The sequence below is a fragment of the Streptomyces sp. LMG1-1-1.1 genome (assembly GCF_040815545.1).
Lineage (GTDB): Bacteria > Actinomycetota > Actinomycetes > Streptomycetales > Streptomycetaceae > Streptomyces.
The window spans coordinates 98,906-119,326 of sequence record NZ_JBFPNH010000018.1 but is presented as its reverse complement, the minus strand read 5'-3'; the positions used below and the strand labels follow the sequence as shown (position 1 = coordinate 119,326).

At 73.0% G+C, this 20,421-nt stretch carries 17 protein-coding genes; 10 read left to right on the top strand and 7 right to left on the bottom strand.

What is annotated here, in order from left to right; genetic code table 11:
• The first annotated feature begins 98 nt into the window (after window positions 1-98).
• The gene (locus tag MRBLMG1_RS09260; RefSeq protein WP_367822574.1) at window positions 99-857 is read left to right on the top strand and encodes a DUF4232 domain-containing protein; all 759 of its coding nucleotides are present in this window, start codon (window positions 99-101) and stop codon (window positions 855-857) included.
• Between the two features lie 20 nt (window positions 858-877).
• Here MRBLMG1_RS09260 and MRBLMG1_RS09255 read toward each other — a convergent pair whose 3' ends face one another.
• Window positions 878-2,002 carry a pyridoxal-phosphate dependent enzyme gene (locus tag MRBLMG1_RS09255; RefSeq protein ID WP_367822573.1) on the bottom strand — a complete coding sequence of 375 codons (1,125 nt, stop codon included), beginning with the start codon at window positions 2,000-2,002 and terminating at the stop codon, window positions 878-880.
• 195 nt (window positions 2,003-2,197) lie between these two features.
• Between MRBLMG1_RS09255 and MRBLMG1_RS09250 the strand changes: the two genes are divergently transcribed.
• Complete coding sequence (locus MRBLMG1_RS09250; protein WP_367822571.1) at window positions 2,198-3,772, top strand: S8 family peptidase; 1,575 nt, start codon at window positions 2,198-2,200, stop codon at window positions 3,770-3,772.
• A 267-nt stretch (window positions 3,773-4,039) separates the two neighbouring features.
• Entirely contained in the window at window positions 4,040-5,125 is a 1,086-nt protein-coding gene (locus tag MRBLMG1_RS09245; RefSeq protein WP_367822569.1) for a DUF4190 domain-containing protein, read from the top strand.
• 121 nt (window positions 5,126-5,246) lie between these two features.
• Here MRBLMG1_RS09245 and MRBLMG1_RS09240 read toward each other — a convergent pair whose 3' ends face one another.
• Window positions 5,247-6,578, bottom strand: coding sequence for a glycoside hydrolase family 18 protein (locus MRBLMG1_RS09240; RefSeq protein WP_367822567.1), 1,332 nt, complete (start codon window positions 6,576-6,578; stop codon window positions 5,247-5,249).
• A 240-nt stretch (window positions 6,579-6,818) separates the two neighbouring features.
• Between MRBLMG1_RS09240 and MRBLMG1_RS09235 the strand changes: the two genes are divergently transcribed.
• The 5 genes from MRBLMG1_RS09235 (at window position 6,819) to MRBLMG1_RS09215 (ending at window position 11,909) form a co-directional block, all read left to right on the top strand.
• Window positions 6,819-7,571 carry a GntR family transcriptional regulator gene (locus tag MRBLMG1_RS09235; RefSeq protein WP_367822566.1) on the top strand — a complete coding sequence of 251 codons (753 nt, stop codon included), beginning with the start codon at window positions 6,819-6,821 and terminating at the stop codon, window positions 7,569-7,571.
• Between the two features lie 383 nt (window positions 7,572-7,954).
• Window positions 7,955-8,134: an SPOR domain-containing protein gene (locus MRBLMG1_RS09230; protein WP_367822564.1), complete on the top strand. Its 180-nt coding sequence runs from the start codon at window positions 7,955-7,957 to the stop codon at window positions 8,132-8,134.
• 40 nt (window positions 8,135-8,174) lie between these two features.
• Window positions 8,175-8,630, top strand: a complete 456-nt coding sequence (locus MRBLMG1_RS09225) for a (deoxy)nucleoside triphosphate pyrophosphohydrolase (RefSeq protein WP_367822562.1) — start codon at window positions 8,175-8,177, stop codon at window positions 8,628-8,630.
• Between the two features lie 141 nt (window positions 8,631-8,771).
• Window positions 8,772-9,194: an ATP-binding protein gene (locus MRBLMG1_RS09220; RefSeq protein ID WP_367822560.1), complete on the top strand. Its 423-nt coding sequence runs from the start codon at window positions 8,772-8,774 to the stop codon at window positions 9,192-9,194.
• A gap of 144 nt (window positions 9,195-9,338) precedes the next feature.
• The gene (locus MRBLMG1_RS09215) at window positions 9,339-11,909 is read left to right on the top strand and encodes a SpoIIE family protein phosphatase (RefSeq protein WP_367822559.1); all 2,571 of its coding nucleotides are present in this window, start codon (window positions 9,339-9,341) and stop codon (window positions 11,907-11,909) included.
• Between the two features lie 35 nt (window positions 11,910-11,944).
• Here MRBLMG1_RS09215 and MRBLMG1_RS09210 read toward each other — a convergent pair whose 3' ends face one another.
• A complete protein-coding gene (locus MRBLMG1_RS09210; RefSeq protein ID WP_367822557.1) occupies window positions 11,945-12,652 on the bottom strand; it encodes a PspA/IM30 family protein in 708 nt (235 codons plus the stop codon).
• 68 nt (window positions 12,653-12,720) lie between these two features.
• A complete protein-coding gene (locus tag MRBLMG1_RS09205) occupies window positions 12,721-14,826 on the bottom strand; it encodes a TPM domain-containing protein (protein ID WP_367822555.1) in 2,106 nt (701 codons plus the stop codon).
• 12 nt (window positions 14,827-14,838) lie between these two features.
• Between MRBLMG1_RS09205 and MRBLMG1_RS09200 the strand changes: the two genes are divergently transcribed.
• Window positions 14,839-15,975 carry a hypothetical protein gene (locus MRBLMG1_RS09200; RefSeq protein WP_414721515.1) on the top strand — a complete coding sequence of 379 codons (1,137 nt, stop codon included), beginning with the start codon at window positions 14,839-14,841 and terminating at the stop codon, window positions 15,973-15,975.
• Window positions 15,976-16,092: 117 nt separating this feature from the next.
• The gene (locus MRBLMG1_RS09195) at window positions 16,093-16,935 is read left to right on the top strand and encodes a transglutaminase domain-containing protein (protein WP_367822553.1); all 843 of its coding nucleotides are present in this window, start codon (window positions 16,093-16,095) and stop codon (window positions 16,933-16,935) included.
• Here the strand turns inward: MRBLMG1_RS09195 and MRBLMG1_RS09190 are convergent.
• The 3 genes from MRBLMG1_RS09190 to MRBLMG1_RS09180 are packed head-to-tail and all read right to left on the bottom strand — an operon-like array spanning window position 16,916 to window position 20,395.
• Window positions 16,916-17,686 carry a succinate dehydrogenase/fumarate reductase iron-sulfur subunit gene (locus MRBLMG1_RS09190; RefSeq protein WP_367822551.1) on the bottom strand — a complete coding sequence of 257 codons (771 nt, stop codon included), beginning with the start codon at window positions 17,684-17,686 and terminating at the stop codon, window positions 16,916-16,918. The two genes, MRBLMG1_RS09195 and MRBLMG1_RS09190, sit on opposite strands and share 20 nt — an antisense overlap.
• Window positions 17,683-19,554, bottom strand: a complete 1,872-nt coding sequence (locus MRBLMG1_RS09185; protein ID WP_367822636.1) for a fumarate reductase/succinate dehydrogenase flavoprotein subunit — start codon at window positions 19,552-19,554, stop codon at window positions 17,683-17,685. Before MRBLMG1_RS09185 ends, MRBLMG1_RS09190 begins: the two co-directional genes overlap by 4 nt.
• A 10-nt stretch (window positions 19,555-19,564) precedes the next feature.
• The gene (locus MRBLMG1_RS09180) at window positions 19,565-20,395 is read right to left on the bottom strand and encodes a hypothetical protein (RefSeq protein WP_367822549.1); all 831 of its coding nucleotides are present in this window, start codon (window positions 20,393-20,395) and stop codon (window positions 19,565-19,567) included.
• Window positions 20,396-20,421: the final 26 nt, after the last annotated feature.

Here is a 20,421-nt window from a genome sequence, read left to right as displayed (position 1 = left end):
ACGCAAGCGGGACGGCAGCGCGGGGCCGGAAGCTGGATACAGCACCGAGCACGAAGTCATGTGCGCCGACCGAACCGCTTCAACGGGGGAACACCACCATGCGCAACCACCGCAAGAACACCGTCCTGGCCGCCGCCGCCATCGCCGCCCTCTCGCTGGGCCTGACCGCGTGCGGCGGCGACGACAGCGCCGGCGCCAAGGACGCGGGCAGCGCCGGCGCCTCGCAGGCGGCCGGCGGTTCGGGCCAGGGCGGCACGGCCACCGGCGGTACGGCGGACCAGACCGCCGGCAAGGGCGGATCGGGCTCGGCCGGCGGCTCCACCGCCACGTCCACCACCTCCGGCGGGTCCTCGACCGGCTCCACCGGCTCGACCGGCTCCACCGGCTCGACCGGCTCCACCGGCGGCTCGAAGACCTCCGCCGACGCCCCGGCCTGCGCCTTCGGCGACGTCAAGATCACGGCGAAGAAGGCCGACGAGGTCCCGACCGAGCACATCGTGCTCACCGCCACGAACACGTCCGGCCGCTCCTGCACCCTGCTCCAGTACCCGCTGATCGCCTTCGGCCCGATCCAGACCGCCAAGGACGTCCCGGCCGTCGCGAAGAGCAAGCCGTCGGCCCCGATCGTCCTCAAGGCCGGCGAGCCCGCCTACGCCAACGTGCGCATCGCCCTCGGCGGCGCCCACGAGGACAACAAGGTCGTCAACGAGTTCAACGTGAACCTCTTCGCCGCCGACGGCCCCGCCGAGGGCAGCGTCGTAGTCAAGTCCCCGGCCGGCGGCCTGGCCGTCGACGAGGCCGCCGCGAAGACGGGCTACTGGACGTACGAGCTCCGCAACGGCGCCGACGAGTTCTGAGCCGAAGCCGAGGCGGGGTCTCAGGCCGCCAGGCCGGTCTTCGCGCCCGCCCCGCACAGGGGCACCACGGTGAGGCCGGGGCGGGGCGGGGCGGCCTGCACGGCGGCCCAGCAGGCGACGCCGGTGGGTTCGACGAAGAGGCCGCGACGGGCCAGGTCCCGTTGGGCGGTACGGATCTGGTCCTCGGTCACGGTCAGGAACGTGCCGCCCGTCTCGCGTACCGCCCGGAGGATCCGGCGGGCGCGGGGCGGGGCCGTGATGGCGATGCCTTCGGCGAGGGTGGGGCGGGCGGGGGCCGGCGAGGCCAGATCGTCCGCGCCGGCGTGGAAGGCCGCGGCCAGGGGGGAGACGGCCCGCGCCTGGACGGCGACGAGGGCGGGCCGGGTGGCGGTGAGGCCGTGGCGGTGGAGTTCGTCGAGGGCGAGGGCGGCGCCGAGGAGGAGGGTGCCGTTGCCGACGGGGACGACGATCGTGTCGGGGAGGCGGCCGCCGAGCTCCTCCCAGAGCTCGTAGACGTAGGTCTTGGTGCCGTGCGTGAAGTACGGGTTGTACACGTGCGAGGCGTAGAAGGTGCCGGGCGCGTCGGCGGCGGAACGGGCGGCCCGGGCCGTCGCCTCGCGGTCGCCGGGGACCTCGACGACCCGGGCCCCGTGTGCCCGGATCTGGTCCAGCTTCTTCGGCGACGTGCCTTCGGGGACGTACACGAGGCAGTCGAGTCCGGCCCGCGCCCCGTACGCGGCGACGGCCGTGCCGGCGTTGCCGCTGCTGTCGGCGACGATCCGTTCGAGGGCTCCGGCGCGGGCGAGCCGCAGCGCGTGCGCGGCGAGCATCACGGCGCCGCGGTCCTTGAACGACAGGGTCGGCATGAGGAAGTCGAGTTTGGCCGAAACCGAGTCGGTGAGGGGGACGAGGGGCGTGCGGCCCTCCCCGAGGGTCACGTCGGGCGCGCACGGCATCGGAGGCAGTGCCTCCGTGTAACGCCACAATGAATTCACACGTGACGCGAGTGAGGGGAGGGGAACCGGTTCACTCGCGAAATCGAGGTCCCAGGGGCCGCGGCACTTCGGACAACACCAGGTGAGCGCGGACGTGGGCAGCTGGATCCGGCAACGGGGGCACACGTAGGCGGTCATGGGGCTCAGCATGGCAGCCGTGTGACGCGGATGTGACGGGTCGTCGGGAACCCTTGTGGGATTCCTATGGATCCGCCAATCTTTCGCTCGGCAGCCGGGCGTTCGAAACGGCGTGGACATCTCGATGCAGCTTGTCATGTCCTCGTCATGTCCGGCGTCCCTGCCGTGCCCCCACGGCAGCACACCCCCCACAAGGAGGACCCCCTCATGTCAGTGATGCGCGACTCCCGTCGCCGAATCGCCACCGCCGCGGCCATCGCCGTCGCCGCGCTCGCGCTCGGCTCCGTCTCCACCCTCCCGGCCGCCGCCTCGCCGACCGCCCCGGAGGGCGTCATCGAGAACGCCGGAGCCGAGGGCACCGTCGCGGGCAGCTACATCGTCACCCTCGACGAGTCCGCGCCGGCCGAGACCGCCGAGGGCAGAGCGGTCGCCGCGCGGTTCGGCGCGAAGATCAAGCGGACGTACACGTCGGCGATCAACGGCTACTCCGTCGAGCTCTCCGAGGCGCAGGCGCGGAAGCTCGCGGCCGACCCGGCCGTGAAGTCCGTCGTGCAGAACCGCGTCTTCCACGTCGACGGCACCCAGCCCTCCCCGCCGTCCTGGGGCCTCGACCGGATCGACCAGAAGGCCCTCCCGCTGAACCAGAGCTACACCTACCCGGACACCGCGGGCCAGGGCGTCACGGCGTACATCATCGACACCGGCGTCCGCATCACCCACACCGAGTTCGGCGGCCGCGCCACCTACGGCTACGACGCCATCGACAACGACAACACCGCCCAGGACGGCCACGGCCACGGCACCCACGTCGCCGGCACCGTGGCGGGCTCGTCGTACGGCGTCGCCAAGAAGGCGAAGATCGTCGGCGTCCGCGTCCTCGACAACTCGGGATCGGGTACGACCGAGCAGGTCGTCGCGGGCATCGACTGGGTGACGCGGAACGCCGTCAAGCCGGCCGTCGCCAACATGAGCCTCGGCGGCGGCGTCGACTCCGTCCTCGACCAGGCCGTCCGCAACTCGATCGCCTCCGGCGTCACCTACGCGGTCGCCGCCGGCAACGAGACCGACAACGCCGCCAACCACTCACCCGCGCGCGTGGCCGAGGCCATCACCGTCGGCGCCACCACGTCGAGCGACGCCAAGGCGAGCTACTCCAACTACGGCAGCGGCCTCGACCTGTTCGCCCCCGGCTCGTCCATCACCTCGTCGTGGGGCACCGGCGACTCCGCCACCAACACCATCTCCGGCACGTCGATGGCGACCCCGCACGTCGCGGGCGCTGTCGCCCTCTACCTCGCCGCCAACCCGACGGCCACCCCGGCGCAGGTCTCCACGGCCCTGACGACCGCCGCCACCCCGAACGTCGTCACCAGCCCCGGCACCGGCTCCCCGAACCGGCTGCTCTTCGTCGGCGGCGGCACCACCCCGCCGCCCACCGGCCCGAAGTTCGAGAACGCCGCGGACTACGCGATCAACGACAACGCGACCGTCGAGTCCCCCGTCACCGTCAGCGGCGTCACGGGCAACGCCCCCGCCGCCCTGCAGGTGCCGGTGAACATCGTCCACACGTACATCGGCGACCTCCAGGTCCAGCTGATCGCCCCGGACGGCACGGCGTACACGCTGAAGGGCTTCGGCACCGGCGGCAGCGCGGACAACATCAACACCACGTACACCGTGAACGCCTCCTCGGAGGTCGCCAACGGCACGTGGAAGCTGCGGGTCACGGACAACGCGGCCATAGACACCGGGAAGATCGACTCCTGGGCCCTGCAGTTCTGAACCACGATCGACGGAGGGGCGGTCGCCTGCGGGCGGCCGCCCCTCGGCCGTTGCCGCGCGTTCACCCCGGCCGACCTTCCGGTTCCCCCCGCCACGTACGATGCGCGCTCGATCGTTTGTTCGCGCCGCCCGCCCCGAAACAGGAGCACCGTACCCGTGGAGCCGATCCAGCCGACCCCGCCGCCCTCGTCCCCGGAGGGAGCGCCGCAGCAGGGAGCGCCGCAGCAGGGGGGATGGGCCGCTCCCGGGCCGTACACCTCCCCCGGGATGCCGTACGGACCGTACGGCACGCCCGGCATGCCCGGCGCCGTTCCCTACGAGCAGCCGCGTCGCACCACCAACGGCCTGGCCATCGGCTCCCTCGTCTCCGGCATCGTCTGCTGCCTCCCGCCGCTCGGCCTGGTGCTCGGGCTCGTCGCCCTGCCGCGGATCAAGAAGCGGGGCCAGGCGGGCAAGGGGCTCGCCATCGCCGGCATCGTCCTCTCCGCGTTCAGCTGCCTGCTGCTCGTCGTCGGCCTCGTGACCGGCGGCTTCGGCACGGCGTGGAACAGCTTCAAGGAGGGCTTCGAGGAGGGCATGGACGAGGCGGCCCGCTCGAAGTCCCCCACCGCGCTGCGGATCGGGGAGTGCTTCGAGGACGAGGACAAGCTGAAGGAGTACGCGACCGACGTCCAGGTCGTCGACTGCGCACTCCCGCACGACGGCGAGGCGACCGGCCGCTTCAAGATCACCGGCTTCGCCGAGTGGCCTGGTGACGAGGCGCTGGACGAGGTGGCGGAGAAGCGTTGCGACACGATCAACACGGCCTACGCGCTGGACACCTGGGCCGTCCCCACCGACGTTTGGACCTATTACTACCTGCCGAGCAGCCAGACGTGGCGCCGCGGCGACCGGACCGTGATCTGCGCGTACGCCACCGAGAAGGAGCCCTTCAAGGGGTCGGTGCGGTCCGACGGGTCGACCCTGAACGCGGACCAGACGTCCTTCCTGCTGACCGTCAACCCGATCGAGACGGCCGTGTACGGGGAGCCGGAGAAGGACCCCGACGAGGACTTCGCGGCCAACAAGGCCTGGGCCGGGGACCTGCTGAAGGAGATCGACCGGGCGCGCGCGGGCCTCAAGGGCCGCCACTGGCCCGCCGCCGCCAACGGCCCGATCGCCGAGCTCGGCACCACCCTCGACGGGGCCTCGAAGCTGTGGGCCAAGCTGGCGACGGCCGCCGACGCGAAGGCCTACTGGGCCGCGTACGACACGGCCTGGGAGGCCCTGCCCCCGGACCTCGGCGCGGACGTGCGGACCGCGCTCGGCCTCACGGACACGCTGCCGGAGGGCCAGGGCGGCGCCTCGGCCTGAGCCGCCGACGGGACGAGTCGTTCCGCGGGCGGTCCAGGCGCCGTGGCCTTGCCGTGTCGTGCCGTTGCCTTGCCGACACGGCCGATGGCGGCCGGCCCGGGCTCCGTGCCGGGCCGGTCCGTCAGCGGCGGGTCAGGCCCCGGTCGATCGCGGTGATCAGTTCACCGTCCGGGGTGTCGGCGTCGAGGGACCAGACCATGGCGCCGCCGAGTCCGCGCTGCCGGACGTAGGACGCCTTGGTGCGCAGGACGGTGGGGTCGTCGTACGTCCACAGGGTGGTGCCGTCGAAGAGCCAGGCGTGCCCGTTCTTCGGTCCCCGGTAGAGCGTGTACGTCCCCGAATCCGCGAGCTTCTTCAGGTGCTTGTAGTCCTCGGAGCCGGCGGTCCAGGTCGCGGGCGCGGGTCCGGCGGCGGGCTGGCCGAGGCCGTCGCCGCCGCCGGTGACGCCGGTCCAGCCCTGGCCGTAGAACGGCATGCCGACGACGAGCTTGTGGGCGGGGGCGCCGCGGCGCAGCCAGGCCTTGACGGTCCCGTCGACACTGAAGTCGTTCTCGGCGAAGAGCGCGGACTGCTGGGCGGTGGTCTTCTCGCCGGAGACGTGGAAGTCGTAGCCCTGGAGGTTGACGAAGTCGAAGTCCCGCATGATCTTGGCGACTTCGAAGCCCGCGTCGATCTTGGCGGGGGCGGTGGGCACGTACGCGCTGAGGTCGTAGTGCCTGCGCTGCGGCAGCGAGCGGCCGTAGGCGTCGAGCTGGGTGCGGAACTCCCGTACCAGCTTGGTGAAGTTGGGCTTGTCCTCCGGGCGGATCACGTTTCCCGGGGCGCCGTCCGAGCCCGGCCACTCCCAGTCCAGGTCGACGCCGTCGAAGACGCCCGCCGCCGCTCCGGCGCCGCCGCGGGCGCCGTCGGCAGGGAGGTCGCCCTTGATGTACGTGTCGACGCAGGACGCCACGAGGGCCTTGCGGCCGGCGTCGGTGCGCACCGCGTCGGAGAAGTGGGCCGAGCCGCTCCAGCCGCCCAGCGAGATCATGACCTTGAGGCCGGGGTGCTTCGCCTTGAGCTCGCGCAGTTCGTTGAAGTTGCCGGCGAGGCGCTGGTCGGTGGTGTCGGCCACGCCGTCGACCGAGTTGGCGGCGTCGACCGGGCGCACGTAGTCGGCCCAGGGGTCGGATCCGGGGGCGTTGCCCATGAGGCACTTGCCGTCCGGGCCGATCACGCCGAACGCGTAGTTGACGTGGCTGAGCTTGGCGGCGGTACCGCTCGTCTCCAGGTCCTTGACCTGGAAGTTCCTTCCGTAGATGCCCCATTGGGTGAAGTAGCCGACGCGCTTCTGCGCGGGCGTGGGGGAGGAGGGCTGGTGCGCGTCGGCGGTCGGGGCCAGGGTGGCGAGGAGGCCGAGGGTGGCGGCGGCGGCCGCGCCGAAGGTCAGCTTGGTCATGGCTCTGGGACGCATGGGCTCGTTCCTGTGCGAGGCGGGATGGAGCGTGCGGTGGTTCCGGAGGGTTCAGGCAGGAACGTATTGGTCTGGACCAATGGGGTCAAGGGGTTCGGTGCCGCCTATCCGGGGTGACCGCGGGTAGCAAGCCCTCTCGTCAAGCTGTCATCACATCGGGTGAAACTTTGGCCCATGCTTGCGGATCGCCACCGTCGGTTGTCAGGCTGTAGCTGTCAGTCAACCTGAGGGGAGTGTCCAGTGACGTTCGGTGAGCAGCCCGCCTATCTGCGCGTGGCGAGCGATCTACGGGAGAAGATCGCCAACGGCTCGCTTCCTCCGCATACCCGCCTCCCCTCGCAGGCACGCATCCGCGAGGAGTACGGGGTGTCGGACACCGTCGCGCTGGAGGCCCGCAAGGTGCTCATGGCCGAGGGGCTCGTGGAAGGACGCTCCGGCTCCGGCACGTATGTGCGGGAGCGCCCCGTGCCGCGCCGCATCGCCCGCTCCGGCTACCGTCCCGCGGCCGGCGCCACCCCGTTCCGCCAGGAGCAGGCGGCCGAAGGGGCCCGCGGCACCTGGGAGTCGAGCAGCGAGCAGGAGCCGGCGAGTGCCGAGGTCGCCGAGCGGCTCGGCATCGACCCGGGGGAGCGGGTGATGCGCACGCGGTACGTGTACCGGGACGGGGGCGAGCCCATGATGGTCTCCACCTCCTGGGAACCGCTCGCCGTCACCGGCCGGACGCCGGTCATGCTGCCCGAGGAGGGGCCGCTGGGCGGCTGCGGTGTCGTCGAGCGGATGGCCGCCATCGACGTCGTCGTGGACAACGTGGTGGAGCAGGTCGGCGCCCGTCCCGGCCTCGCCGAGGAACTCCTCGCGCTCGGCGGGGTCCCCGGCCACGTCGTGATGGTCGTCGAGCGGACCTACTACGCCTCGGGCCGCGCCGTCGAGACCGCCGACGTCGTCGTCCCCGCCGACCGCTACCGCATCGCCTACCACCTACCGGTGCGCTGACACCCCCGCCGCCGCGCTGACACCCGCGCCGCCGTGCTGACACCCGCGCCAGCCGTGCTGACCCCCGCGCCGCCGCGCTGGCACCCGCGCCCGGATGCGCTGACCCCTGCGCTGCCGCGCCGGCGCCGGCGCCGCGCGGCGCCGGTCAGGTGGGGTGGCGTCAGGTGGGGTGACGGGTGCGCCGATGTCCGCGCCGGCGTGTGCGCCCCGGGCGTGGCGGGGGTGTGGGCTTCGGCCGCGTTCCGTCGGTTCCCGGCCGATCCGTGTCTCTTTGTGAAAACACATATCCGCTGTGTGAAGGTCAGGCGTAAGCTCCGGCATATGCGGATTGCGGTTTCCCGGAGATCCTCGACGGCGCCCGGACCGGCGGAAGGAGCAGCCTGATGACCGACGGTGGCCCCCTCCTTCCCTGGTTGGTCATAAGGCAGGACGACAACGGCAATCGCTACCGGGTGGGGCGGTACGCGACCAGGGACGAGGCGCAGAAGATCGCGGACAGCCTCGACGACCGCGGTCACAAGCAGCTCTACTGGGTCGAGCGCATCGGCACCCCCGCCCTCTGAGCCGCTCGGCCGCCGGCGGGGGCGGGCTACGCTCGCGCCCATGACCGAACGCGCCACCGACCCCGCACCGACCCGCGAACCCGACGCCGTGGTCGTCGTCGCGGGGGCCCTGTACGACGAGGGGCGGCTGCTCGCCGCCCGCCGCAGCGCCCCCGTCCAGCTCGCCGGCCGCTGGGAACTGCCGGGCGGCAAGCTCGAACCGGGCGAGACCGGGGAGCAGGCCCTGGTGCGCGAACTCCGCGAGGAGCTCGGCGTGGAGGTCGAGCCGGGTGAACGCATCCCCGGCGAATGGCCGCTGAAACCCGGTTACGTCCTGCGGGTGTGGACCGCCCGACTGGTCTCCGGCACGCCGCGCCCGCTGGAGGACCACGACGAGCTGCGCTGGCTCGCCCGGCACGAACTCGACTCGGTCGACTGGCTCGACCAGGACCGCCCGGCCGTCGCCGAGGCCGCGCTGCGGCTGCCGGAGGAGCCCTCCGGCGGAGCGCGGGGCTGAGTCTCTACGCCGTTCGTGCCACCGTGCGCCCGCTGCTGCGACCCACGCGATATCCCGCCCCGAATTCCGGGTATGTCCAGATTGATCCCTGTAAGGGGACGTGGCCCTTCCGCTGAGACACGGCTGGGGAAGTGATCGGGTGTGATCGACACCGACGGCGACCGCGCCGAGTGGAACTTCCCCGCGGAAGCGAACGCCGTGCGGACGGCCCGCCACGCTGTGCGCGAGACCCTGCGCGCCTGGGAGCTCGACGCGGCCCTCGGAGATGTGACCGTTCTGCTGGTCAGCGAGCTGGTGACCAACTCCCTGCGGTACGCGTCCGGCCCGATCGGGGTCCGGCTGGTCCGGCCCCGCCCCGCCGGCGCCGACCCGTCCCACCCGCCGTCGCTGCTCGTGGAGGTTTCCGATCCGCTTCCGGATCCGCCGACCGCACGGGCCTCCGGACCCGAGGACGAGGGGGGTCGCGGCCTCGGGCTCGTAGCCGGTTCCGCCCGCCGCTGGGGGACCCGTAAAGGGAGAACGGGCAAAACCGTATGGTTCGAGCTGGCTCTCCCTGGTGAGTAAACAGGGAGGGACAACGATCACCGGTACTCGGCACGGGACGACCGAGACCACCCTGTGATCGGGAACGTCGTGCCGTCGGGGCCTGCCGTATTGAATACTGCGGGAATGGCCGATCCGGTGCGGTGAGCTGGAGGGGACGGTCGCGTGAGCGAGATATTCGAGACGGCGAGCGGTGGCGTCGTGTGGCAGAGCAGCCCGCCCGGCTCCATCTACGACTACATTCGGGTCGCCTCCTTCTCGATCGGGCCCGACGGCCTCGTCGAGCAGTGGAGCCGACGGGCCGTGGACCTCTTCGGAGTCACCGCCGAGGAGGCCAGGGGCAAGGATCCCGTCGAGGCCTTCATGCCCGCCGACCTGCGCGAGCGCGGCCACCGACGGGTCAAGGAGATCCTCGACGGCAAGGAGTGGACGGGACTCGTCCCCTTCCGTCTGCCCGGCGAGGAGCAGCCCCACGGCATCGCCGAGATGTACGTGATGCCGAGCGAGACCCAGACCGGCGAACGGGCCGCGCTGTGCATCGTCGTCGATGTGCGCGCCCTCCGCCGCATCGAGACGGACCTCGCCGCCTCCCAGGCGATATTCGGCCAATCCCCCTTCGGTTTCCTCCTCTTCGGCACCGACCTCACGGTCAAGCGGGCCAACCGGCGCTTCGCCACCGTCTTCGGCGGCTCCGCCGACGACCACCGGGGCCGCACCGTCCACGACTACCTCACCCGGCCCGAGGCCGACCGGATGACCACCGCCCTCCAGCGGGTCCTCGACACCGGGGAGGCCGTCACCGACTTCCGGATCGTCGGCGCCGCGCCCGGCGCCCGGGACCGCCGCCACTGGTCCATCAACCTCTACCGGGTCCACAGCGGCTCCGGCCGGCCGGTCGGCGTCGCCGGCCTCGGCATCGACGTCACCCGCCGCCACAACGCGGCCAGGGAAGCGGCCAGCGCCCGGCGCAACCTCGCCCTCCTGAACGAGGCGGGGGCCCGCATCGGCAACTCCCTCGACCTGGAGGCCACCGCGCGGGAGCTGCTCGACGTCGCCGTCCCCGGCTTCTGCGACCTCGCCTCCGTCGACCTCTACCAGGGCCTGCTGACCGGCGACGAGGCCCCGCCCGGCCGCTGGGGCAGCTCCCACGACGTCGGCTACGGGGCGGGCAGCGCCGAACTCCGCAGGGTCGCCTTCGCCAGCGCCGTCTCGGACACCCCCCTCAGGTCCGACGAGGGCCACGCCGCCGACAGCGGCTGTTGCGGACCCGTGCCCATCGAGGTCGGGGCCGTCCACCGCTACCCCTTCAACTCGCCCTGCGCCGGGGCCCTGCGCACCGGCCGCGTCCGGACGGTGCCCGGCGCCGACGGCGAACTCGTCCAGTCCACGCTGGTCGTCCCGATGGTCGCCCACGACATCGTCGTCGGCCTCGTCCAGTTCTCCCGGGCCAAGGGCAGCGAACCCTTCGGGGAGCGCGACCGGGCCCTCGCCGTCGAACTCGCCGCCCGCGCCGCCGTCTGCATCGACAACGCGCGCCTCTACCGCCGCGAGCACGAACGGGCCCTCATCCTCCAGCGCAGCCTGCTCCCGCCCGGCGACCCCGAGGCGGCCGGCCTCGACATCGCCTGCCGCTACCTCCCGGGCACCACCGCCACCGAGGTCGGCGGCGACTGGTTCGACGTGATCGAACTCCCCGGCCACCGCACCGCCCTCGTCATCGGCGACGTCATGGGCCGCGGCCTGCGCGCGGCCGTCGCCATGGGTGAACTGCGCACCGCGGTCCGCACCCTCGCCCAGCTCGACCTGGAGCCGGCCGAGGTCCTCTCCCACCTCGACGAGATCGCCCGCGGCCTCGGTGCCCCCATCGGCACGCAGCAGTCCCGCAGCCAGAAGTCCCGCGGCCCCGAACTCTCCGAGGTGTACCTCGCCACCTGCGTCTACGCCGTCTACGACGCGGTCACCCGCCGCTGCACCTTCGCCAACGCCGGACACCTCCCGCCGGTGCTCGTCGAACCCGGCGAGGAGGCCCTGCTGCTCGACGTGCCCCCCGGGATGCCGCTCGGGGTCGGCGGCGAACCCTTCGAGGAGGTCGAGGTCGAACTCCCGGAGGGCGCCCTGCTCGCCCTCTACACCGACGGCCTCGTCGAGTCCCGCGACCATCCCCTGGACGAGGGCCTCAACGCCTTCCGGCGCGCCCTCACCGACCCGGCCCGTCCGCTCGAGGACGTCTGCGACCGCGTCCTGAGCAGCCTGAACACCGGCCACGGCGAGGACGACATCGCCCTCCTCATGGCCAGGATCCAGGGACTCCCCAGCGAGGCCGTCGGCGACTGGCAGCTGCCCAGGGAACCCCGCTCGGTCGGCCGCGCCCGCGAACTCGCCCGCGCCCAGCTCGCGGCCTGGGACCTCGGACCGCTCGTCGACACCGTCGAACTCCTCGTCAGCGAGCTCGTCACCAACGCGCTGCGGTACGGCGAGGGCGAGATCAGGCTGCGGCTGCTGCGCGACCGCACCCTCGTCTGCGAGGTCTGGGACGCGGGCCTGGTCCAGCCGAGGCGACGACGGGCCCGCGACACCGACGAGGGCGGCCGCGGCCTCCAGCTCGTCGGCCTGCTGTCCTCCTCCTGGGGCTCGCGCCGCACCCCGCGCGGCAAGACCGTCTGGTTCGAACTGGCCCTGCCGGACGGCGAGGGGGCGGCGGAGCCCACGGTGGAGCAACTCCTCAGCATGTTCTGAGGCGTAGTCCCGGACGGCCGCGAGGAGTCGCCGGATCAGCCCTTGAGCGCGGCCAGCCGGGCCTCGATCTCGGCGCTGTCGCCGAGCGCGTCCAGCTGCTCGAACTGGGCGTCCAGGGAGGAGGCGGCGAGCTCCTGCTTGCCCGTCGCCCGCGCCTCCTCCCGGCGCACCTTGTCCTCGAAGCGGTTCAGTTCGCTCGTCGGGTCGAGCACGTCGATGCTCTTCACCGCGTCCATCATGCGGTTCTGCGCCCGCGCCGACGTGGCGCGGGCGACCAGCTCGTCGCGCTTCGCCCGGAGCTCGCCGAGCTTGGCCTTCATCTGGTCCAGGCCGGTCCTGAGCTTCGCCACCACCTCGGTCTGGGCGGCGATCGTCGGCTCCGCCGTCCGCGCCTCCTTCTCGGACTGGAGCTGGCGGCCCAGCGCCACCTTCGCCAGGTTGTCGAACCGGTCCGCCTCCGCCGTCTGCCCGCCGCCCCGCAGCTCGTCCGCCTTCCGGCTCGCGGCGAGGGCCTTGCCGCCCCACTCCTTCGCGGCCTCCACGTCCTCTTGGTGGTCCTGCTCCATCAGCCGGAGGTTGCCGATGGTCGAGGCCACCGCGTCCTCCGCCTCCGCGATGTTGTTCGAGTAGTCGCGGATCAGCTGGTCCAGCATCTTCTGCGGATCCTCCGCCTGGTCGAGGAGCGCGTTGATGTTGGCCTTCGCCAGCTGGGTGACGCGGCCGAGGACGGTCTGCTTGCTCATGGCTCTCCTTGAGCTCCTTGAGAGGGACGGAAAAGGGGAGGACGGAGTGGACGCGGAGCGGTCCGCCCTCAGAAGCGGCCGCCGCCGCCCAGCCGGCCGCGCGTGCCGCTGCCGCCGAAGCTGCCGGGCCCGCCGCCGAAGCCACCACCCCCGAACCCCCCGCCCGAACCTCCACCGAACCCACCGTGTCCCCCTCCCCGTCCCCCGCCGAGCAGTCCGCCGAGGATGATGCCGCCGAGGACCGCGCCGCCGAGACCGCCGCCGCTTCCTCCTACTCCTGATACACCGCCCAGGCCGTTCGGGTTCCCATACGTGCGGACGTCCTGCTCGGCGAGGTCCTGGGCGCGCCGGGCCAGCGCGTCCGCCTGCCGGGCCTCCGCCAGCGCGGCCTGCGGGTCCTCGGCGGCGGCCGGCGCGTGGGCCTCGTTCCAGTGCCGCTGGGCCTCGGCCAGGCGCGTACGGGCCTCGCTGCCCACCGCGCCCCGGTGGGTGGTGATGTAGTCCGAGGCCGCTCCGATCGCGGAGCGGGCCGTCAGCATCGCCTGATCGAGGAGCGCGCGGGCGCGCCGGGTGCCCGACTCGCGCTCCCGCGCGCCCGCCAGGGCCTCGTCGAGCGCCGTGTCGGCCTCCTCGACCCGGCGCAGGGCGTCGATCGGGTCGTACCGCCCGGCCTCCATGCCGCGCCGCACCTCGGCGACCACCGACTCGGCCCGGGCGATCCGGCCCTGGAGGTCGGCCGTGGACACCTCGGCGGCGGTCCCGCCGAGCAGTCCGCGGGCGTCCGCGAGGTCCGCGTCCGTCTCCGAGAGCGCACCGGGCAGCTTGCCCACCGCCTCGGCCAGTTCCTGCGCCCTGCGGTCCACGGCCTCGATCAGCCGGGCCGCCTGGTCCACGGCGCCCTCGGCCGCCCTGATGTGCACGGCGGCGCCGCCGTTGTCGCCGGCGTCGATCCGCTGGCGGGCCTGGTTGACGTGGGTCGTCGCGAACACGAGCCGGTCCTTCGCCTGCTCGGCGTCGCCGGCGACGGGGGAGGCGGCCGTCTCGGCGTACCGCTCGCGCATCGCGGTCAGCGCCGCCTCGGCCGTGCCCACCTGCCCGGTCTGCTCCCGGAACGCGGCCTCGACCGCGGCCAGGGCCTCGGGGGCGGTCCGCTCCAGGGCCCGGAGCCGGTCGAAGTCCTCGGTCTCGGCGTCGAGCCGGGCGTCCGCCTCCGCGCAGCGGCGGAGGATCTCCTCCAGCATGGTCCGGCGGGTGGAGTCGTCCTCGGGGAAGGAGTCGTCCAGCTTCTGCCGCAACCGGAAGGATGCCGTCAGCTGCTCTTTGGCGAAGGCGAGGGCCTCGGTGAAGGGACCTACGGCGTCCTCGCCGAACTGGGCCGAGGCGAAGCCGAGTTCCTCCTGGCTGGTGCGGACGGCGTCGTCGGTGGCGACCAGCACGTGCCGGGCCTGGCCGTCGAGTTCGTCCAGGGACGGCGGTGCGGGTTCCGGCGGAGGACCCCAGCCCTGCCCGCCCCGGGGGGTGGTGCGGGTCTCGGTGCGCCGGCGCCGTTTGGTGTACGCGTAGGCCGCCACGGCTGCCGCGCCGCCGACGAGGACCACCGGCAGGACGAGGTCGGAGGCGGAGGTGCCGTCGTCGGCCGCGCCGCCGGGGTCGGCGGGTCCGGGGGTGATCGTCGGGGCGGGGACGGGCTGCCCGGCGAGGACGGCGGCGTAGCCGTTCGCGGCGCCGATGGCGGCGCCGGCCCAGTCGTTCCGCCGCAGCGCCGGTTCGATGGCGGTCCTGGCCACGTCGTCGAGCTGGTCCTGGGTGAAGCGCGAGGCCGGGTCGGCGGAGTAGCCGTACCGCCGGTCGCGGGTGGCGACGGCGAGGAGGACGTCCTCGGTGCCGAGGCCGTTGCGCTCGGCGGTGGCGTCGGCCCAGCCCTGCCCCGTGCGCCCGGAGAAGTCCCGTACGTAGACGACGAAGAGCTGGATCCGCCGGTCGTCGTAGAGCCGGTCGAGGGCCTCGACCACGGCGGGGCGGCGGTCGCCGAGGGCGTCCACCCGGTCGGTGATCTGCCCGTCGCGGGACAGGGCGACGGGGTCGTCGGCGTGGGCACCGTGAACGGCGGGCACGAGGAGCCACCACGCCGCCACCAGTGCTGCGAGAAGGGCTCGGGTGGCTATTCGCGTCACAAAGGGGAGGTTATGTCCCGGTATCGCGTGCCGCGACCGGGCGGAAACCGTTCCCGCCCGCCCGGCGTCACTGTCAGTGGCCGCCTCTACGGTGGTTCCAGTGGCGTGACGACCTTCGGGGGGCTCGGGTTGAACGGACGGCTGCGGCGGTGGTGGCGGCGGGGACGCTGGTGGGTCCTCGGCCTCGTGCTCGTCCTCGTCGTGCCCCCGCTCTTCGGGGCCCTCGCCCTCCGCGTCAGCTACGCCGGCGATCTCAGGGACGACGCCAGGACGCGCGGCAAGGACGCCTTCTGGATCGGCCACGCCTGGGTCGACGGCCGCAAGAAGGACGCCGACCTCACGGCGCTCGCCGCCCGGCTCAAAGGCACGGGCATACGCGACCTGTACGTGCACGCCGGGCCCCTGGAGCACGACGGCACCCTCCCGGCCGCCAGGTACCCCCAGGCGAAGTGGCTGATCGACGGGGTGCACCGGACCATGCCCGGGATACGGGTCCAGGCCTGGCTGGGCGACGTCCTGGCCACCGAGGGCCCGACGGGGCTGCGCCTGGAGGACGCCGGGTCCCGGCGGGCCGTGGTGGGCTCGGCCCGGCAGATCCTCGACGCCGGGTTCGACGGGGTCCACTTCGACCTGGAGCCGCTCCACTCCGACGACCGGGACTACCTCTCCCTCCTCGACGACCTCGGGAAGGTGACCCGCGCCCGCAAGGCCCCGCTCTCCGTCGCCGCCCACCAGATAGACCCGCTGCCGGGCGCCCACACGGCGCTCGGCGCGGTCAGCGGCAGCGAGAAGTGGTGGTCGCAGGAGTTCTTCGGCGAGGTCGCCCGGCGGGTCGACCAGATAGCCGTCATGTCGTACGACACGTGGATGCCGCTGGAGAGCCTCTACGGCGGGTACGTCGCCCAGCAGACGAGCCTCGCCCTGGAGGTCACCCCTGAGTCGACCGACCTGCTGATGGGGCTCCCCTTCTTCCACGAGGACGACCTCGGCCACCACGAGGACGCGGAGACCGTCGCCGCGGCCGTCAGGGGCGCGCGGCTCGGCCTCGGCCGCACGGACCCCGGCCGCGAGCGCTTCGGCCTCGCCCTGTACGTCGACTTCGCCGCGCGCGAGGGGGACTGGGCGGCCTACCGCGCGGGCTGGCACTGAGCGGTCCGGCACTGAGCGGTCCGGCACGGAGCGGGCCCCCGGCCGCCGGGTCGGGAACGGGCGGAGGAGGATGGGTGCCGCACGGCCCGTGCGGGCCGTGAACAGGGGGAGTACGCCATGACCAGTCGCATGCTGATGCCGGTGCGCGCCGGCCGCACCGCTGCCGCCGGCCCCGCCGGTGACGGGGGAACGCCCGCGGGGGAGGTCCCCGGTTCGACCCGGCCCACCCCGATCCTCGACCGGGAACACCCGCTCGTGACCGCCCTCGTGGCGCGGGTGCTGCGCGAGTCCGAGGCGCGGGGAGCCGTCACGGACCGCGCCAGGCTCCAGGTGGCGCACGGCGTCCTCGTCTCCGCCGTACGGCCGGTGTACTCGGTCGAGGACCGCCGCCGGGTGTCGCGCACGCTGCGGCTCGGCCGCGGTTCGTGCAGTCAGCGGATGGCCGCCCTGGAGGCGGTGGCCCGGTCGCTCGGCGTGGCGACCAGGGTGCGGGGCCTGCTGGTCGACGGCTCCTTCTGGTACCCGCGGTTTCCGAAGCTGCGCCCGTTCGTGCCCGCGGAGGTCCTGCTGGCCTGGCCCGAGTTCCGGCTCGACGGTGCCTGGGTGCCGATCGCGGAGCTGTTCGGCGCGGCGGCGGACCGGCCGGCCGACGCAGCGGGACCCGGCCGCGCCGGGCACGACGGCGGATTCACCAACACCGGCGCGGAGACGCTCTTCGAGGCCGTCGCCCGCACCGCCGTCGACTGGGACGCGCCGGCCGCCTGCGCCGGCTCCGCCCCCTGCGACCTCTCCGCCCACCTCCGTACGGACCTGGGCCGCTTCTCCTCCCGCGACGAGCTGTTCGACCGCCACGGCCAGACGCTGTGCCGCCCCGCCCGCACCCTCGCCGAGCCGGTCCTCGGCCGCTGGAGCGCGGGCGCGACCGCTCCCGCCGCCGGTACTAGTCCTTCCGCCGCCTGATCGTCTTCCCGAGCCAGACGAGCGGGTCGTACTTCCGGTCCACGACCCGCTCCTTCATCGGGATCAGGGCGTTGTCGGTGATCCGGATGGACTCCGGGCACACCTCCGTGCAGCACTTCGTGATGTTGCAGTAGCCGAGGCCGTGCTCCTCCTGCGCGGTCCGCCGCCGGTCGAGTCCGGCCTCGTCCGCCGCGTCCAGGGGGTGCATGTCGAGCTCCGCGATCCGCATCAGGAAGCGGGGCCCGGCGAAGGCCTCCTTGTTCTCGTCGTGGTCGCGCACCACGTGGCAGGTGTCCTGGCACAGGAAGCACTCGATGCACTTCCGGAACTCCTGGGAGCGGTCCACGTCCTCCTGCCGCATCCGGTACTCGCCGGGACCGACGCCGGCGGGCGGGACGAACGCCGGGATCTCCCGGGCCTTCGCGTAGTTGAAGGAGACGTCGGTGACGAGGTCGCGGACGATCGGGAAGGCCCGCAGCGGCGTCACGGTGATCACCTCGTCCCGCCCGAAGACCGACATGCGGGTCATGCACATCAGCCGCGGCCGCCCGTTGACCTCGGCCGAGCACGAACCGCACTTGCCGGCCTTGCAGTTCCAGCGCACGGCCAGGTCGGGCGTCTGGGTGGCCTGGAGCCGGTGGACGATGTCGAGGACCACCTCGCCGTCGTGCACCTCGACGGTGTAGTCCGTCAGCTCCCCGCCCCCGGCGTCGCCGCGCCAGATCCGGAAGCGGGCCTCGTAGGTGCTCATGCCTCCAGTTCCTCCTCCGCCAGGTACTTCGCGAGCTCCTCCCTCTCGAAGAGGGCGAGCAGGTCGGGCCGTACGGGTTCGGTGCGCACCCGTTCCAGGACGACACCGTCGTCCGCGACCCGGCACAGCAGGTTCACCGGGCGCCACGACCGCTCCATCGCCGGGCGGTCCTCGCGGGTGTGCCCGCCCCGGGACTCGGTGCGCTCCAGGGCCGCCCGGGCCACGCACTCGCTCACGAGCAGCATGTTCCGCAGGTCGAGGGCGAGGTGCCAGCCGGGGTTGAACTGCCGGTGCCCCTCGACGGCGACCCGGCCGGCCCGCTCCCGCAGGGCGTCGATCCGCTCCAGGGCCTCGGCCATCTCGCCCTCCCGCCGGATGATCCCGACGAGGTCGTTCATCGTCTGCTGGAGCTCCTGGTGGAGGGTGTACGGGTTCTCCCCACCGCCGTCGAACGGGGCCAGGGCCTCGGCCCTGGCGGCGTCCACCTCGTCCGCGACGACTCCGCCGCCCGCTCCCGACACCGCGTACTGCGCCGCGTAGAGCCCGGCCCGGCGTCCGAAGACGAGCAGGTCGGAGAGGGAGTTGCCGCCGAGCCGGTTGGAGCCGTGCATGCCGCCGGCCACCTCGCCGCAGGCGAAGAGGCCCGGGACGCCGACCGCGGCGGCCGTCTCCGAGTCGACGGCGACGCCGCCCATCACGTAGTGGCAGGTCGGCCCGACCTCCATCGCCTCGGCGGTGATGTCGACGTCGGCCAGCTCCTTGAACTGGTGGTACATCGAGGGCAGCCGGCGTCGGATGGCGTCCGCCGGCAGCCGGGTCGACACGTCGAGGAACACCCCGCCGTGCGGGGAGCCGCGTCCGGCCTTGACCTCGGAGTTGATGGCCCGCGCCACCTCGTCGCGCGGGAGCAGTTCGGGCGGGCGCCGGTTGTGCTCGGGGTCCTCGTACCAGCGGTCGCCCTCCTCCTCCGTCTCCGCGTACTTCTCCTTGAAGACGTCGGGGACGTAGTCGAACATGAACCGCCTGCCGTCGGAGTTCCGCAGCACCCCGCCGTCGCCGCGCACGGACTCGGTGACCAGGATGCCCTTCACGGACGGCGGCCAGACCATGCCGGTCGGGTGGAACTGCACGAACTCCATGTTCACCAGCGGCGCCCCCGCGAGGAGCGCGAGCGCGTGCCCGTCGCCCGTGTACTCCCACGAGTTCGAGGTCACCTTGAAGGACTTGCCGATGCCGCCGGTGGCGAGGACGACGGCGGGCGCCTCCAGGACGAGGAAGCGCCCGCTCTCCCGCTCGTAGCAGAAGACGCCGGCGGCCCGCCCGTCCGCGTCCTTGAGGATCCGGGTGACGGTGTACTCCTGGAAGACCTTCAGGCGCGACTCGTGGTCGCCGGTCTCGCGGTGGTCCTCCTGCTGGAGCCCGACGGCCTTCTGCTGGAGGGTCCTGAGCAGTTCCAGGCCGGTGCGGTCGCCGACGTGCGCGAGCCGGGGGTACTCGTGGCCGCCGAAGTTGCGCTGGGCGATCCGGCCGTCCGCGGTCCGGTCGAAGAGCGCGCCCCAGGTCTCCAGCTCCCAGACCCGTTCGGGGGCCTCCTGGGCGTGCAGCTCGGCCATCCGCCACTGGTTGAGGAACTTCCCGCCGCGCATGGTGTCGCGGAAGTGGACCTTCCAGTCGTCGTGCTCGTTGGCGTTCGCCATGGACGCGGCGATGCCGCCCTCGGCCATCACGGTGTGCGCCTTGCCGAAGAGGGACTTGCAGACGACGGCGGTGCGCGCGCCGGCCCGGCGCGCCTCGATCGCGGCCCGCAGCCCGGCGCCGCCCGCGCCGACCACGACCACGTCCCACCGCTGCCGTTCCACGGAGCTCACAGGACTCATGTCAGAAGAACCTCGGGTCGTCGAAGGCGCCGGTGGCGAGCAGGTAGACGTACAGGTCGCAGACGGCGACGCTGACGAGCGAGGCCCAGGCGAGCCGCATGTGGTGCCGGTTGAGCCGTCCGACCCAGGTCCACAGCCGGTAGCGGACGGGGTGTTTCGAGAAGTGCCGCAGCCTGCCGCCGACGATGTGCCGGCAGGAGTGGCAGGACACGGTGTACGCCCAGATCAGGGCGATGTTGAGGAGGAACAGCAGCGTCCCGAGCCCCGCGTGCCCCCAGGCGTAGGAGGAGTCGCGGAAGGTGAGGACGGTGTCGTACGTGAGGATCGCGGCGACCGGCACGGCCGCGTAGAAGAAGTACCGGTGGAGGTTCTGCAGGATCAGCGGGAAGCGGGTCTCGCCGGTGTACGTGCGGTGGGGCTCGGCGACCGCGCAGGCCGGGGGAGAGGCCCAGAAGCTCCGGTAGTACGCCTTGCGGTAGTAGTAGCAGGTCAGCCGGAAGCCCAGCGGGAAGACCAGGATCAGCAGGGCGGGGGAGAGCCCCCACCAGCTGCCGAAGATCTCGGCGTTCGGTCCGCCGCGCATGGGGACGCAGTTCTCCGCCAGGCAGGGCGAGTAGAACGGGGAGACGTAGGGGGCGGCGTAGTAGTCGGCGTTCGCGAAGGCCCGCCAGGTCGAGTACGCGATGAACGCCAGCAGTCCCGCCGCGGTGGCTGCGGGGGCGAGCCACCAGCGGTCGGTGCGCAGATGGGGGGCGGTGAGGGCGGCGCGTCCGGGGGAGCGGACCCCCGTCGCCGCTCCGTGGCTCGGCGGGGGCTGCGTACCTGCGGCCAACAGGGCCTCCTACGGTCGGTTGCCGG

Coding starts and splice junctions, on each gene's coding strand:
- MRBLMG1_RS09245 (WP_367822569.1), top strand. CDS start 4,040: ATGCCGTACGGACCGTACGGCACGCCCGGCATGCCCGGCGCCGTTCCC.
- MRBLMG1_RS09225 (WP_367822562.1), top strand. CDS start 8,175: ATGACCGAACGCGCCACCGACCCCGCACCGACCCGCGAACCCGACGCC.
- MRBLMG1_RS09200 (WP_414721515.1), top strand. CDS start 14,839: ATGTCCCGGTATCGCGTGCCGCGACCGGGCGGAAACCGTTCCCGCCCG.
- MRBLMG1_RS09190 (WP_367822551.1), bottom strand. CDS start 17,686: ATGAGCACCTACGAGGCCCGCTTCCGGATCTGGCGCGGCGACGCCGGG.
- MRBLMG1_RS09250 (WP_367822571.1), top strand. CDS start 2,198: ATGTCAGTGATGCGCGACTCCCGTCGCCGAATCGCCACCGCCGCGGCC.
- MRBLMG1_RS09210 (WP_367822557.1), bottom strand. CDS start 12,652: ATGAGCAAGCAGACCGTCCTCGGCCGCGTCACCCAGCTGGCGAAGGCC.
- MRBLMG1_RS09230 (WP_367822564.1), top strand. CDS start 7,955: ATGACCGACGGTGGCCCCCTCCTTCCCTGGTTGGTCATAAGGCAGGAC.
- MRBLMG1_RS09240 (WP_367822567.1), bottom strand. CDS start 6,578: ATGCGTCCCAGAGCCATGACCAAGCTGACCTTCGGCGCGGCCGCCGCC.
- MRBLMG1_RS09195 (WP_367822553.1), top strand. CDS start 16,093: ATGACCAGTCGCATGCTGATGCCGGTGCGCGCCGGCCGCACCGCTGCC.
- MRBLMG1_RS09255 (WP_367822573.1), bottom strand. CDS start 2,002: ATGCTGAGCCCCATGACCGCCTACGTGTGCCCCCGTTGCCGGATCCAG.
- MRBLMG1_RS09260 (WP_367822574.1), top strand. CDS start 99: ATGCGCAACCACCGCAAGAACACCGTCCTGGCCGCCGCCGCCATCGCC.